This is a genomic window from Novosphingobium sp. AAP1, from assembly GCF_001295765.1.
In the GTDB taxonomy this organism is placed as follows: domain Bacteria; phylum Pseudomonadota; class Alphaproteobacteria; order Sphingomonadales; family Sphingomonadaceae; genus Novosphingobium; species Novosphingobium capsulatum.
Map to the genome: position 1 here is coordinate 715,651 of NZ_LJHO01000001.1, position 14,571 is coordinate 730,221.

12 protein-coding genes are annotated in these 14,571 nt (G+C 66.5%); 4 read left to right on the forward strand and 8 right to left on the reverse strand.

The features are described from left to right. Window positions 1-47: 47 nt before the first annotated feature. The 4 genes from IP65_RS03210 to IP65_RS03225 form a co-directional block, all read right to left on the reverse strand. Window positions 48-809, reverse strand: a complete 762-nt coding sequence (locus IP65_RS03210; RefSeq protein WP_054130719.1) for a hypothetical protein — start codon at window positions 807-809, stop codon at window positions 48-50. Window positions 810-880: 71 nt separating this feature from the next. Beyond that, window positions 881-1,339 (reverse strand): MarR family winged helix-turn-helix transcriptional regulator, encoded by a 459-nt coding sequence (locus IP65_RS03215; RefSeq protein ID WP_022674476.1) that lies wholly within the window; start codon window positions 1,337-1,339, stop codon window positions 881-883. 154 nt (window positions 1,340-1,493) lie between these two features. Continuing rightward, entirely contained in the window at window positions 1,494-2,390 is an 897-nt protein-coding gene (mtnP, locus tag IP65_RS03220) for an S-methyl-5'-thioadenosine phosphorylase (RefSeq protein ID WP_231627530.1), read from the reverse strand. Continuing rightward, window positions 2,380-3,048, reverse strand: coding sequence for a TetR family transcriptional regulator (locus IP65_RS03225; protein ID WP_054130720.1), 669 nt, complete (start codon window positions 3,046-3,048; stop codon window positions 2,380-2,382). Before IP65_RS03225 ends, mtnP begins: the two co-directional genes overlap by 11 nt. A gap of 95 nt (window positions 3,049-3,143) precedes the next feature. Between IP65_RS03225 and thiL the strand changes: the two genes are divergently transcribed. From thiL to IP65_RS03240, 3 genes are all read left to right on the forward strand, one after another. Then, window positions 3,144-4,031 carry a thiamine-phosphate kinase gene (gene thiL / locus IP65_RS03230; RefSeq protein ID WP_054130721.1) on the forward strand — a complete coding sequence of 296 codons (888 nt, stop codon included), beginning with the start codon at window positions 3,144-3,146 and terminating at the stop codon, window positions 4,029-4,031. Between the two features lie 156 nt (window positions 4,032-4,187). Beyond that, window positions 4,188-6,287 (forward strand): sodium-translocating pyrophosphatase, encoded by a 2,100-nt coding sequence (locus IP65_RS03235; protein ID WP_054130722.1) that lies wholly within the window; start codon window positions 4,188-4,190, stop codon window positions 6,285-6,287. 274 nt (window positions 6,288-6,561) lie between these two features. Beyond that, entirely contained in the window at window positions 6,562-7,458 is an 897-nt protein-coding gene (locus IP65_RS03240; RefSeq protein ID WP_054130913.1) for an acyl-CoA thioesterase II, read from the forward strand. A gap of 12 nt (window positions 7,459-7,470) precedes the next feature. Here IP65_RS03240 and IP65_RS03245 read toward each other — a convergent pair whose 3' ends face one another. The 3 genes from IP65_RS03245 to uvrC all read right to left on the reverse strand — a co-directional run bounded on the left by IP65_RS03245 (window position 7,471) and on the right by uvrC (window position 11,251). Continuing rightward, window positions 7,471-8,043 carry a hypothetical protein gene (locus IP65_RS03245; RefSeq protein WP_197279199.1) on the reverse strand — a complete coding sequence of 191 codons (573 nt, stop codon included), beginning with the start codon at window positions 8,041-8,043 and terminating at the stop codon, window positions 7,471-7,473. Between the two features lie 35 nt (window positions 8,044-8,078). Beyond that, on the reverse strand, window positions 8,079-9,029 hold the full coding sequence (locus tag IP65_RS03250) for a hypothetical protein (protein ID WP_156306371.1): 951 nt from the start codon (window positions 9,027-9,029) through the stop codon (window positions 8,079-8,081). A gap of 278 nt (window positions 9,030-9,307) precedes the next feature. Further along, entirely contained in the window at window positions 9,308-11,251 is a 1,944-nt protein-coding gene (gene uvrC / locus IP65_RS03255; RefSeq protein WP_054130725.1) for an excinuclease ABC subunit UvrC, read from the reverse strand. Between the two features lie 134 nt (window positions 11,252-11,385). Here uvrC and IP65_RS03260 point away from each other — a divergent pair, with 134 nt between their 5' ends. After that, window positions 11,386-11,772: a PilZ domain-containing protein gene (locus IP65_RS03260; RefSeq protein WP_022675627.1), complete on the forward strand. Its 387-nt coding sequence runs from the start codon at window positions 11,386-11,388 to the stop codon at window positions 11,770-11,772. A 4-nt stretch (window positions 11,773-11,776) separates the two neighbouring features. Here IP65_RS03260 and IP65_RS03265 read toward each other — a convergent pair whose 3' ends face one another. Continuing rightward, window positions 11,777-14,329 carry a TonB-dependent receptor gene (locus IP65_RS03265; RefSeq protein WP_082349727.1) on the reverse strand — a complete coding sequence of 851 codons (2,553 nt, stop codon included), beginning with the start codon at window positions 14,327-14,329 and terminating at the stop codon, window positions 11,777-11,779. Window positions 14,330-14,571: the final 242 nt, after the last annotated feature.

The window sequence follows — 14,571 nt, forward strand, 5'->3', positions numbered from 1 at the left end:
GAGGGGTTCGGGGGGTGGTGCTGAACCTGACACTGTACCGCCAAACCTCAAGCAGGAACGCGCACCGCCTGCTCGATCGCGCCAAACAGGCTGCGCCCGGCGCTGTTGCGGGCTTCGACGCGCAGGGTTTCGCCCGGCCCCAGCGGATCGCCGGGCAGCGGCGCCGACAGGCTGACCAGAGTTCCGGCGGCGAGCGCGCGTTCGGCGGCCAGACCGGCGATGGTATCGCCCAGGGTGGGCGGCAGGATCACGTCCTGGGTGTGGCTGCCCCGCGTCACCTTGAGCGGCACGGCCAACGCGCCATCCACCCACGCTTCCGCCAGCGCCGAGGGCGTGACGAAGACCGGCGAGAAATGCCCCGTGGCCCCTGGCGCGCTCTGCACGGCAACCGCGTGGGCCAGGCCGACCAGACGCACCCGGCCCAAGGCCTCGGCCGCGCTGGCGCCTTGCGGCACATCGGCCGTCATCGCCACCAGGCCCACCGCCGAAGCACCGGGCCGGCGCAGCGGATCGCGCGCGCCCATCAGCCCGTCGCCAGGCTGGTGGCGCAGGGCATCAGCCGAATCGGTCCAGTGAAACGTACGCGGCAGGGGCGCGGCCGCCTCGCGTTCGTGAAAGCGTTTGCGCGGGATCACCCCGTGCGCCAGTTCGATGCTCAGGCTTTCGAGAAGATCGGCGTGGCGGTGCCATTCGTCCAGCAGCCGCTGCATCGTCGGCACCACATGATCGGCGTCGGCATACCAGGCGAGATCGTCGGACACCACGATCAGGCGCCCATCGCGCCCCTGCGGCAACGATGCCAGTTTCATGTTCACCTCTCCTGTTTCAGCTGCGACGATAGTATCCCGGTTCTATTCTGGTATGGTTTTTGTCTTGAACTTTACTTGGCGCGCGCTTCGAACCGCCGCACCGCGCCCAGCAGCTTGTCGAGCAGGGCACGCAGCTTCTCAGTTTCGCGCGGGGTCAGTGCGGAGAATATTTCCTCATAAATTTCAAGCGCTTGCGGCCAAATCTGGGCATGGATGGCGCGGCCTTCGGCGGTAAGTTCGAGATGGTGGGAGCGTCCATCGGCCACATTCGGGCTGCGCTGCAGCAGGTTGCGATCCTCCAGCACCTTGCACGCGCGGTTGACGGCAACCTTGTCCATCTGGGTGGCGCGCACCAGGTCGCGCTGGGTCAGCGGGCCGGCATCGCCGAGCACCGCCATGACCCGCCATTCCGAGATCTTGAGCCCGAATTGCATACGATATTCGTTGGCAATGGCCTGGCTCACCGCACCAGAGGTGATGGCCATGCGATAAGGCACGAATTCGGCAAGACGGGTCTGGGTTCCGGGCATGGTTTCGTATCTACGGAAACCAGCGGCAATGGCAATAACGATATTTCTCTTTAATCGCTATGAACTCTTGCAATCGTGCAAGACAAGCTATCGCAGCGCAACTTTCGATACGCGCTGCGATGCAACAGGATCACAGACCGCAGCCGCGTGTCGGCTATGTCTTGAGCGCCCTGCCCGCCACCGCACCCAGCCTGGCGACCAGCACGGGATCGCGCTGCGCCGGCGCCGTCATGATCGCGCCGTCGAGCGCGCGGTCGATCGGACTGGGCGTGCGCAGCTGCGGCAAAAGACCGGCCAGCGCCACGACAGTGGCCTTCGCCGTTGCGGCATTGCCGCGCATCACCGACAGCACCTGGGCAACGTCAACATGATCGCCATCGCGCCAGGCATCGTAATCGGTGACCATGCCGATCAGGGCATAGGGCAGCTCTGCCTCGCGCGCGAGGCGCGCCTCGGGCATCGCGGTCATGCCGATCACGTCGGCACCCCATTGGCGGTAGAGGCGGCTTTCCGCGCGGGTGGAAAACTGCGGCCCCTGCATCGCCAGATAGCAGCCACCCCGGTGCACGCTGGCCCCGGCGGCCTGGGCCGCATCGGCAAGAAGGCCCGACAGGCGCGCACAGACCGGATCGGCGAGCGAGACATGGGCCACCAGCCCTTCCCCGAAAAAGCTTTGCGGGCGGCCATGGGTGCGATCGATGAACTGGTTCACCGCCACGAAGCTGCCCGGTGCCAGCTCTTCGCGCAGCGAGCCGATCGCGGAAATGGCGACAAGGTCGGTCACCCCGCAGCGCTTCATCACGTCGATGTTGGCGCGGTGGTTGATGGCTTCGGGGGAAATCCGGTGCCCGGCGCCGTGGCGCGCCAGGAACACGAATTCCTGCCCGCCGATGCGCCCCAGCGTAACCGGCCCGGACGGCGCGCCAAACGGCGATTGCACCGCGATTTCCTGCACATCGTCCAGCACCGAAAGATCATAGATCCCCGAGCCGCCGATCACCCCGATGCGCCAGCGTGCGCCCGTTTCGGGCGTGTCCCGTTCAGTCTGCAAGAATGCCTGCCATGATGAAATCAACCGTGTGCTCGCGATAGCGGTCGCGCAGCTGTTCGGTCAACGAATCCTGGCCAAAGCAGTGGCGCAGCACCAGCCGCGCGGAAAAGAACCGGTCGGCCGCGCCGCTGACGGTGAAATAGAACATCTGCGGATCGACCGGGCGGAACACCCCGATCCTTACCCCCTCGCCGATCAGTTGGTCATAGGCGCGGCTAAGCGGGCGCAGGTACTTGTCGGCGATACGCCGCGCTTCGGCATCGTCGCTATCGCGCACCAGGCGCATGAGCAGGCGGTTGAGATAGGGATAGCGGTAATAGGTATCGATGCAGCAGGAAATGTGATGGCGCAGCTTGTCCTGCGGGGCCATGTCGCCCTTAGCCACCAGGGCGTCGACCGAGCGGACGATCTCGGCCATGTCGCGATCAAGCAGCGCGGTGAGCAGCCCGGCCTTGTTACCGAAGTAATACTTCACCAGCGCCGAATTGAGGCCCGAGCGCAGCGAGAGTTCGGACAGCGAGATATCGACCAGGTCGCCCTCGCGCATCACCGCAGAGGCCGCCGCCAGCAGCAGATCGCGTGCGCCGCCCGGTGCAGCGGCCGCATCAGGCGGCGGCGCAGCATGGTCGTGCGCGGTCTGTGGTCCTGCGTTGGTCATGTCGCCGTGGTCCTCTTCAACCGATCGATTAGGCGGCGTGGCCAGCCAGGGTCAAGCTACTTGCAAACAACGCTTCAGCCACTACCGCAGCGGGCATGGACGAAGCAGCCTTCATCACCGCCTTGCGCGCCCTGGCGCCAGACCCTGCCGCGCGCGGGCTGGACGATGACGTGGCGGTGATCGCGCTGGGCGGGGAGCATCTCGTGCTCACCCACGACATGATGGTGGAAGGCGTGCACTGGCTGCCGGGCCAGGACCCGGCGGACGTGGCGTGGAAACTGGTGGCGACCAACCTGTCCGATCTGGCGGCCAAGGGCGCGGCGCCGCTGGGCGTGCTGCTGGGCTATGGCCTGGGTGGCGGCGAAGAGCGGTTCCTGGCCGGGCTGGCGGAGGCGCTGGCGGCGTTTGCCGTGCCGCTGCTGGGCGGAGACACCGTGCGCCGGGTCGGCCCGGCGGCCCATGGCCTTACCGCGCTGGGCCGCGCCACGCATTGCCCGGTGCCCACGCGCAGCGGCGCACAGGTGGGCGACAGGCTGTGGGTCACCGGCAGCCTGGGCGATGCCATGCTGGGGTTCGAGGCGCTGCGTGACGGGCGCGAGGGGCGCACTGGCCGCGATACCACGCGCTTTGCCCGCCCGGTGCCGCGCCTGGCCGAAGGGCGGGCGCTGGCCCCCCTGGTTGGCGCGATGATGGACGTGTCGGACGGGCTGCTGCTCGATGCGACGCGCATGGCCCGTGCCAGCGGCGTGACCCTGGCAATCGACAGCGCCGCCTGCCCCGTGCCGCCAGACCTTCCCTCTGCCCGCCGGCAAGAGGCGCTGTCATGGGGTGATGACTACGAACTGCTGTTCACCCTGCCAGCGGGCACCACGCCCCCCTGCCCGGCCACCTGCATCGGCGAGGCGCAGACCGCTGGCCCCGTACCCTTGCTGCTCGATGGCGCCTGCCCGCAAGGGCCGCTGGGCTATGAACACCGCGGCTAAAACGTAGTCGCCGGGAATAACCGAACAACCGTACAATACCGCTTGCGAGCGGCGGCAAATGATTTAGCTTCCATCTGGTTCCCAACCAAAGTGCGGGGACATGGTGTACCTGGCACACAAACAAGCCGGGGCACGGGAAGTTAGGGGGATGCCATCGTGAACCTTGTCGTAACCGCAATCGGGTTGGGGTTACTGGCTGTGCTTTATGGCTTCATTACCAGCCGTCAGGTGCTGGGAAGCCCGGCCGGAAACCAGAAAATGCAAGACATTGCCGGCGCCATCCAGGAAGGGGCGCAGGCCTATCTCAAACGCCAGTACGGCACCATCGCCCTGGTGGGCGTGGTCGTGGCCGCCATCGTTTCGATGACGCTGCACCCGCTGCCGGCGCTGGGCTTTGTCATTGGTGCCGTGCTTTCGGGCGTGGCTGGCTTCATCGGCATGAACGTGTCGGTGCGGGCCAACGTGCGCACCGCCGCTGCCGCGCAAAGCGGCCTGCAACAAGGCCTTACCCTGGCGTTCCGCGCCGGGGCGATCACCGGCATGCTGGTGGCGGGCCTGGCCCTGCTCGCGATCGCGGGCTTCTTCTGGTATCTGGTGTTCGTAGCGGGCTATGCCCCGGGCGATCGCACCGTCGTCACCGCGCTCACCACGCTGGCGCTGGGCGCCTCGCTGGTGTCGATCTTTGCCCGGCTGGGCGGCGGCATCTTTACCAAGGCGGCCGACGTGGGCGCCGATCTGGTCGGCAAGGTGGAAGCCGGCATTCCCGAGGATGATCCGCGCAACCCGGCGGTGATTGCCGACAACGTGGGCGACAACGTGGGCGATTGCGCCGGCATGGCGGCCGATCTGTTCGAAACCTATGTCGTCACCGTGGGCGCCACGATGGTGCTGACGGCGCTGCTGATCAAGGGCGTGGGCGATCTGCTGCTGCCGCTGATGTCGCTGCCCCTGCTGATCGGCGGGGTCTGCATTGTCACCTCGATCATCGGCACCTATTTCGTCAAGCTGGGGCGCAGCAACAACATCATGGGCGCGATGTACAAGGGCTTCCTGGTCACGGCCCTGCTTTCTATCCCGGCAATCTGGTTCGCCACGCAAGCGGCGCTGGGCAGCATGGAAGCGCCGATCGGCGACCAGGGCTTTACCGGCCGCACGCTGTTCTATTGTGCGCTGGTTGGCCTGGCGATCACCGGGCTGATCATCTGGATCACCGAATACTACACCGGCACCGGCTATCGCCCGGTGCGATCGATCGCCAAGGCATCGGTCACCGGCCACGGCACCAACGTGATCCAGGGCCTGGCCGTCAGCCTGGAAGCGACGGCCCTGCCCACGCTGGTGATCTGCGCGGGTATCATCGTCGCCTATCAGCTCGCCGGGCTGATCGGCATTGCCTATGCCGCGACGGCAATGCTGGCGCTGGCCGGCATGGTTGTGGCGCTCGACGCCTATGGCCCGGTAACCGATAATGCCGGCGGCATTGCCGAAATGGCCGGCTTGGAAGACACCGTGCGCGAACGCACCGATGCGCTCGACGCGGTGGGCAATACCACCAAGGCGGTCACCAAGGGCTATGCCATCGGTTCGGCTGGCCTTGCCGCCCTGGTGCTGTTTGCCGCCTATACCACGGACCTGCGCGAGTTCTTCCCGGATCTGAATGTCGATTTCAGCCTGGAGAACCCCTATGTCATCGTCGGGCTGCTGCTGGGCGCGCTGCTGCCCTATCTGTTCGGCGCGATGGGGATGACGGCCGTGGGCCGCGCCGCTGGCGACGTGGTGGTGGACGTGCGCGAGCAGTTCGCCGCCGATCCGGGCATCATGGCCGGCACCAGCCGCCCGGACTATGCCCGCACGGTGGACCTGGTCACGCGCGCAGCGATCAAGGAGATGATCCTGCCCTCGCTGCTGCCGGTGCTGGCGCCGATCGCGGTCTATTTCGTGATCATGGCGGTGGCAGGGCAGGCCAATGCCTTTGCCGCGCTGGGCGCGCTGCTGCTGGGCGTGATCGTGGGCGGGCTGTTCGTGGCCCTGTCGATGACATCGGGCGGCGGGGCGTGGGACAACGCCAAGAAGTATATCGAGGATGGCCATTACGGCGGCAAGGGTTCCGACGCGCACAAGGCGGCGGTGACCGGTGACACCGTGGGCGATCCTTACAAGGACACAGCTGGCCCGGCCGTGAACCCGATGATCAAGATCACCAATATCGTTGCCCTGCTGCTGCTGGCCGCCCTGGCCAGCCACGCGGCAGGCTGAACCGGCTTCCGTGGGCTGCCGGCATGCTGGACCGGTGGCCCACGGCAGACACGCGGAAAAGCGGGGAAAACCCCGCCCGCATGGGCCCGAGGTTGGGGAGGAGAAGGACAGGCCCCGTCTGGCCGCAAGGCTGGGCGGGGCCTGTTTCCTGGCCCGGGTGGTTCATCACCTGCCCCTGGTTTCATATTTGTGACGAGCCGCCGCGATGCGTTGACCTTGGCGGAACGCCTGGAATAGGCGCGCGATCATGCTGCACCCGCTCTCTTCCACCCTGATGTCCGATTCCAAAGACCCTGCCGCGACGGCCGCCGGCCTTGTCCGGCTGCTGACGGTTCAGCCCGAGGCCGGCGCTGATCTCTTTACCGGGCCGCGCAAGCCCGGCGGCGTGGGACGCGTGTTTGGCGGGCAGATCGTGGCGCAGGCGCTTGCCGCCGCGCAGGCCACCGTCGCCGCCGATCGACCGGTGCATTCGCTGCATGCCTATTTCCTGCGCCCGGGCAGCGAGGATGCCGACACGCGCTATACCGTGATGCGCGATCTCGATGGCGGCAACTTTGCCAACCGCCGCGTGGTGGCAAGCCAGGGCGACGCGCCGATCTTCACCATGACGGCCTCGTTCCACCGCCGTAGCGAGGCCGGCGAGAGCCTTGCCCTGCAGCACGGCCTGCCGATGCCTTCGGTGCCCAGCCCCGATGACCTGCCGAGCGAGGCAGACCTGCTGACGATTTATGCCGATCGCCTGTCAGAGCAGCGCCGCGCCCTGCTGTCGCGGCCGCGCGCGATCGAGATGCGCCCGGCCGAACCGCTCAACTGGCTGCGCGAAACCCCGGCCGAACCGGTGGCGCACACCTGGCTGCGTTGCGTGGCGCCCCTGCCCGATGATCCGGCGCTGCACCGCGCGGTGATCGCCTATGTCAGCGACATGACCTTGCTGGGCACCAGCCTGCTGCCCCATGGCATCAGCGGCAAGGCCGGCAGCGCCCAGGTGGCCAGCCTTGACCATGCGCTGTGGTTCCACGCCGATGCCCGCGCCGATCAATGGCTGCTCTATGCCTGCGACAGCCCTTGGGCCGGGAACATGCGCGGTTTCAGCCGTGGCCGCATCTTTACCCAGGATGGCCGCCTGGTGGCCGAAACCGCGCAAGAAGGCCTGGTGCGCCGCCGCGCCTGAACCGCCACCGCGCTACTTGCCGGGCCGTGGCGCTGCCGGGCTGGCCATTGCGATGGTCGCCGCGCCGGCAGCGGCCGGCGGGGCGGGCGTGGTGCCAGTCCTGGTAGGCTGGCCGACCAGGGCGCAGGCCATGCGCTCCATTTCCGGGTGGGCTACCATGGCCGTTGCCACAAAGCGCAGCGTGGCGCCGGTGATGTCAGCCGTCACCGTCTTGATCGCCCGGTCGATCGCGGTGCAGGCCTGCAGGTTGGTGGCGCCGCCGCCATAGCGATTGGCCACGAGCGTGGCATAGCTATCAAAGGCGCGCTTGTCGGCAAAGCCGTGGGCCGGGCTGATATAGCCACGGATGGCCTTGTCGGCGGCCGCGAACACGCCCTGGTGCACGATCATCATGCGCGAAAAGCTGGTTTCCACATCCATGCCGTGGCTCTTGCAGCGCAGCGACACGGTCATCATCATCGTCTGGAACTGATGAAACCGCGCGGCTTCGAACGTCGGGCTATCGAGGCAAGAGGCCGGTGGCGAGATCGGCGGCGGCGCGGCGGCCTGGGCCAGCGGGGCATGGCACAGGGCGACCAGCATCACGCCTCGGGTCGCCAGGGCAAAGGGCACGCGTCGCATCATTTGGCCACTCCGCAAGACGTGATCGGAACCGCCATCAGCGCATCGAACTGGCGCACCAGCGCCTGTTGCGCCTGAAAGGCAGCGTCGGCTATCGACTTGTAATCGCGTGCTTCCTTGGCCAGCGCGTTGCGCATGTCGGCATCGCCTGCGGCCATCGCGTCATAGCGGGCCTGGATCGATTGCAGATAGGCGATGGCCTTGCCGTTGTTGGCCTCGGCCGCTTCGCCGGCAGGGCGATAGGTTTGCGCGTGGAAGGCGTTGCGTTCCTCGGCACTGCAAAAACGGGCGGGCAGGACGACCGCCGGCACCGTTTCCAGATGGGGCCGACCGGCTGTAATGTCCTGCGGTGCCGGGGCGGCAGCCTGGGCTGCAGCAGAGGCAGCTGCGGCCGGTGCCGCGGGGGTTTCCTGCGCGGCGGCCAGGCTCGCCAGCAGGCTGGCGGCGGCGGTTTCGTTGGGCCCGGCCTGCGCGGTGGCAGCGACCGCAGCGGTTGGGGCAGCTGCGGGCGGCGGGGTGACTGCGGCCGGCGCGGCGGCAACCGGCACTGGCGCGGCAATCGCCGGCGCAGGCGGCGTAGCCGGCGCTGCCGCCGGGCTACTGGTCGCCCCGCGCCGCAGCGCTGCGGCCTTTACCTTGGCCAGTGGGGCAAAGGTACCGTTGGGAAACTGCTGCAGATAGGCATCGTACATCTCGGGATCGCTGCTGGTCGATACCGAGCGCCAGAATTCCAGTTCGAGCGTCTTGTCGGAAACGGCCGCATCCTGCGCCAGGGCCGCCGCAGTGCCCAGCGGCAGCGCCCCCAGCGCCAAGGCACCCAAGGCCGCCACGCGCAGCACCAGCCGGCCAACCGGCCGCCGCCCCGCACCGACACCCGGCACCACGACTTGTCCCCACTCCTTACGGTGCGACGCGCCAACCTGCGGCGCGCGCCCAACCCCCTGCTTCATCGTACCCCCCAGGCAGCGACGGACCACCCTGCCGGTCGGTCCTGCTCCACCACGTCCCCTGGTGGGCTGCCGATCCTTGCCACATTACGCTTGTCATCCCTGTCATGCCGCAAGCTATGTGCAGAGACGTTGCCTAACACGGTTATCGAGCATTAAGGGTGTTTTCGTCATCCCCTATTTGAGGGAAACCGCAAATAACCACTGCGGTACTTCACGCTGGCACAACACCAGCACGACAATTGTCTGATAATTTCCACAAATGCCGCTGGGGCAGCTGTTTACGCCCCGGGATGATAGAAATCATAGATGGTTTGCGCCACCGCAGCACTCACCCCAGGCGCCCGCATGAGGTCTTCGAGCGAGGCGGCGCGCACTTTGCCGGCGGTGCCAAAATGCAACAGCAGCGCACGCTTGCGCGCCGGACCGATTCCCGGAATCTCGTCGAGCGGGCTGGCGGTGATCGCCCGGCTGCGCTTGGCGCGGTGCGCACCAATGGCGAAACGGTGCGCCTCGTCGCGCAGTTGCTGCAAGTAGAACAGCACCGGGGAATTGAGCGGCAGCAGCTTTTCGCGCCCATCGGGAAAGTGGAAATGCTCGCGCCCGGCGTTGCGATCCGGCCCCTTGGACACCGCAATCAGCGGCACATCCTCGATGCCCAGTTCCTCCAGCGTCTCGCGCACGGCCGTCATCTGGCCCTTGCCGCCATCGATCAGCACCAGATCGGGCCAGGTGCCGCCCTGGCGATCGGGGTCTTCCTCCTGCACGCGGCCAAAGCGGCGCGCCATGACTTCGCGCATCATGGCAAAGTCATCCCCCGGCCGGGTTTCGGCGCGCTTGATGTTGAACTTGCGATACTGGCCCTTTTGAAAGCCTTCCGGCCCGGCCACGACCATGCCACCCAGCGCATTGGTGCCCTGGATATGGCTGTTGTCGTAAACCTCGATGCGCTGCGGCACATCGGGCAGTTCCAGGAATTCGGCCAGTTCGCGCAGGATCTTGGCCTTGGTGCCGGTTTCCGCCAGCCGCCGATCGAGCGCCTCCACCGCATTGCGGCTGGCCTGCTCCATCAGCCGGCGCCGGTCGCCACGCTGCGGCACGGTGATCTCCACCTTGCCGCCCGCACCTTCGTGCAAGGCCTCGGCCAGCAACTCCGCCTCGGGCAGAATGCGATCGACCATGATCAGGCGCGGCGGCGGCACTTCCTCGTAGAACTGCGCCAGGAAGCTGGTCATCACCTCGGCCTCTTCCAGCCCCTCGGTATGGGTGGGGAAGAACGCGCGGTGGCCCCAGTTCTGCCCGCCCCGGATGAAGAATGCCTGGATGGCGATCTGGCCGCCCTTGCTGGCCATGGCAAAGACATCGCCATTGCCCACGCCTTCGGCATTGATCGCCTGGCTGCCCTGGATGAACGTGGCTGCGCGCAAGCGGTCGCGCAGCATGGCCGCGCGTTCGAAGTCCAGATTCTCGGCTGCCTCGCTCATCTGGGTTTCGATCTCGCGCTGCACCGCGCCCGATTTGCCGCCGAGGAAATCCTTCGCCTGGCGCACCAGTTCGGCATAGTCCGCCTCGGCAATGCGATCGACGCACGGAGCACTGCAGCGCTTGATCTGATAGAGCAGGCACGGCCGGTCCCGCCGCGCCATGAAGCCATCGTTGCAGCTGCGCAGCAGGAACAGCTTTTGCAGCGCATTGATCGTGGTGTTGACCGAGCCGGCGCTGGCAAAGGGCCCATAGTAATTGCCCTTGGCCTTGCGCGCGCCGCGATGCTTCATGATCCGCGGAAACGCGTGATCGGCCCGCAACAGAATGAAGGGAAACGACTTATCGTCGCGCAGCAGCACGTTGTAAGGCGGGCGATAGCGCTTGATCAGCTGCGCTTCGAGCAGCAGCGCCTCGGCCTCGGAATTGGTCGTCACGATCGTCATCGACCGCGTCTGGCTGACCATGCGGCGCAGGCGGTTGGGCAGCCGATCGACCTGGGTGTAATTGGCCACGCGATTTTTCAGCGCGCGCGCCTTCCCCACATAGAGCACGTCGCCGCGCGCATCGAGCATGCGATATACGCCGGGCTTGGGCTTGAGCGTGCGGACAACGTCGCGGATGGTCTCCACGCCGCGTTCCAGATCGGGCTGGTCGCTGCCACGCATCGTGCTGATCGCGGCGTCTTCGTTGAAGCGCTCGGTATCACGGTCGGGCGGGGAAGATGCGCTCTTGCGGGCCATCCCTGCCAGATAGTGGCTGTTACCCCGTTTGGGGAGAGCCCGAAAGGATGCCGATCGTGGACAAGTATTATCCGTATATCTACGTAGATGATTGCAGATGATACCTTTACCATGCCGGGGTAAACGTGGCAGCCATGGTGAATGCCCCCGTCACCGGTGATAGTGCAACGCGCGGCCGCCGCGCGGATGCACGGGCAAGGCTCAACATTCCCGGGCGCCTGATCTTGCGCCGTGGCGTGTGCCCCTGCCTGGTGGAAGACCTGTCGCGCACCGGGGCGCGCCTGGTCCTGCAATGCCCGCCGGCGCTGGGCGAAACCGGGGTGCTGGAAATCAACCGCCTCGAAGGGTTCGGCGCCGCTGTGTGGATCAGGGGCGGCCATTGCGGCTTTCACTTTGACGAGCCACTGGCGCTGGAACAGGTGATCGCCCTGCGCCAGTTCGCCGATCATTTCAGCGAACACCGCCGCGAACAGGAACGCACCGCGGCGCGGGAATTCGTCCAGGGCCGGCGGTTCGTCTAGGCCCTCAGAACATCTTGCGGAATTCCAGCTTGAACACCCGCCCGGTAGGATCGAGATAGCCGGCCTGATAGCGCAGCGGGATCGCGCCGGTCTGGTCGGTCACCTTCTGCTGGGCATCGAACACGTTGTTCACCGCCAGGGAAAGCCGTGCATTCTTGAGGAACGGCACGGCCTTGACCACGCCGGGGCGGCGGCCAAGATCGGCAAACAGGCGCAAGTTGAACTTGGCGATGGGGTGGAAATCCAGGCTGGTCGTGCCCGAATCCGCGTGGGCCGATCCGGTGTAGGTGCCGGTCAGGCGCACGCCAAAGCTGCGATAGAAGCCGCCGCCTTCCAGCTCGATACTGTGCCGCGCCACCCCCGTACTGGACAGCGCGCTGCCGCCCAGCAGATCGTAGACCGTCCCGCCCGGCGTCAGTTGCACCCGGTTCATCAGCATGATCGTGTGGGTCAGCGACAGGTTCCAGCGCCCGCGCCCGTCAAAGCCGCCCGGGCCACCTGGACCACCGGGCCCGCCAGGACCGCCCGGACCACCATGCCCGCCACGTCCACCGCCACCCATGCGTGGCCCACCCGGCCCCATCATGCCCCGCATGCCGCGCTGGCGCACCAGATTGGGATCGGGCGTGCCAAAACTGCCCGCCAGGTTGATGCCATAGCGCAGGCTTTCGCTTTCCTGGCGCGCGAACGTTACCGGGCTTTCGTCGACCGACACGATATCGCCTGCGGCATTGCGCGTGACGCGCCCGGGATAGGCCGCTTCCACCTCGGCCGTCAGCAGGGGGAAGCTGTTGCTGGTGTTGAAACTGCGGTTGTGGAAATATTCCACCACGAAGGTCGAATTGGTCAGGAACGGCAAGGTCCAGTTGCCGGCCAGCTTCACGTCGCGCTGGCGCTCCTTGAGCAGGTCGCGGTTGCCCCCGCTGGTCACCGTAGCCAGCACCGTCTGGCCCTTGATGAAATCATAGATCGCCACGTTCTGGGTGGTGGTCGTTGGCGCGCCCAGTTGCGTCAACGAGGGCGCGGTCTCGGCACCAATGAACGTGCCGGTGAAGCTCAGCTTGTCGGTGGGGCGCCAGGTCAGCCCGGCGCCATAGTCATAGAGCGCGCCAAAGTCCGACAGCGTGTGCGCCTCGGCATTCATGTTGAGCGACAGGTTGCCGAGGAAACCGCCGAAGTTCTCGCGCTTGCTGGTGATCGGCACGTCGAGGCTGAAACCCAGCTGCGCGTCGCCACGCTTGAGATCGATCGCCCCGTTGGCGGTGCGCGTATCGGTGCTGTGGATGCCGGAATAGGCAAAGCCGGTCTTGAGCGTGAGCGAGGTCGCCCCGCCCGGCAGGCGGAACGGCTGGCCGTTGGCCGTCGCCAGCGAGGTCAGACTGTCGGTGCGGCTCAGCGCCCGATCGGCCCCGCCAGCGATGATCGCGCCGCTGGGCAGCGCGCCCGTGGCGCTCAGGCTGCCATCGTCGACCAGCGTTTGCAGGCCCGAAAGATCGGCCGAGCGATCGATCCGCGTATCGGTGGTAACATGGCTGCCGTCGGCCGTCACCGATAGCTGCCAGGCGCCGATGCCGGTGTTGAGCCCGGCGCCGGCCGAGAGCGTGGTGGTATAGGTGCGCGTGGTCAGCGGCTCGGGCGCGGTGGTGGTGCGCGTCACGCTGTTGCCGCTGTCGGGATCGGTCAGCGTCACGGTATTGAGGCCGTTCCAGCTGCGGCTGTAATCACGCTGCGCCAGCGCGTTAAGCGTCAACCCGGTGCCCAGTCCGATCGGCTTGGACCAGGTGGCATTCAACGCGGCGCTATCGGCCTTGGCCTGCAGCGTGCGATAATCGGCCTGGTTGGGATCGCCCGCCACGGTGCTGTTGCCGCCCGTGCCAGTGCCTGTGGCCGCGCTGGCCTGGCTGATGCCGCGCTCGGCTTCGGTGATCGCGCTTTGCGTCGATACCGTGCCAGTCACGTTGATGCGGGCCTTGTTGGCGATCTTGGCCAGCGTGGCTTCCTCGCTCAACCCGGTATAGCTGCCGTTGCCCGGCACGCTGGCCTCGGTTTCGCTGCTGATGCTCTTGTAGTGGTCTTTGAGGATGAAGTTGACCACGCGCTGATCGGGGCGATAGCCGTATTTCAGCGCCACTTCCTCGGGCAGGACTTCCACCCGGCGGATCGCCTCGGGCGGCAGCCCACGCATTTCGCGGAAGTTGGAAATGCGCATGCCGTTGAGCAGGATCACCGGCCCGTCGCTGCTGCGCCCGCGCCCGGAATCGGTCTGCGGCGCCAGCACGGTCAGCAGATCCTGGATCGAATTGACGCCATAGGCGGCGATTTCGTCTTCATCCAGCGTCACGATCGGGGGTTGCTGCGCCTGCACCACGCCCTTGATCGGCGCGGCGTTGACCAGGATTTCACCGGTCACATCGTCCACGCCGTCACCGTTGGCATCCACGCCCAACTGGCCCTGGGTATTGACCATCTGCTGGCCGCTGCCGCCAGCGGTTGCGCCGGTGCTGCCATCGGCCTCAGGGGCAGGAGCGGGCGCCTGCGCAGCCTGGTCTGCGGCCAAGGCCCGCTCACCCCCGCAAACGGCAAGCGCGGAAACGGCACACAGCAAGGCAAGACGAACAGACACGCGCAACAAACCCCATCATGGCTTCGAGGCGATCCTGCTGGCGCGCCTGACAAATTGAAACAACACACAAATCGTATCAATTTGTCGTCCAGCGTGGATGAACATCGGCTGGCCGGGCGCGGTGCCGATGCCCGGATCACCACTGGAACCTGGCTGCAAATGCGGGGCTTTTCTTT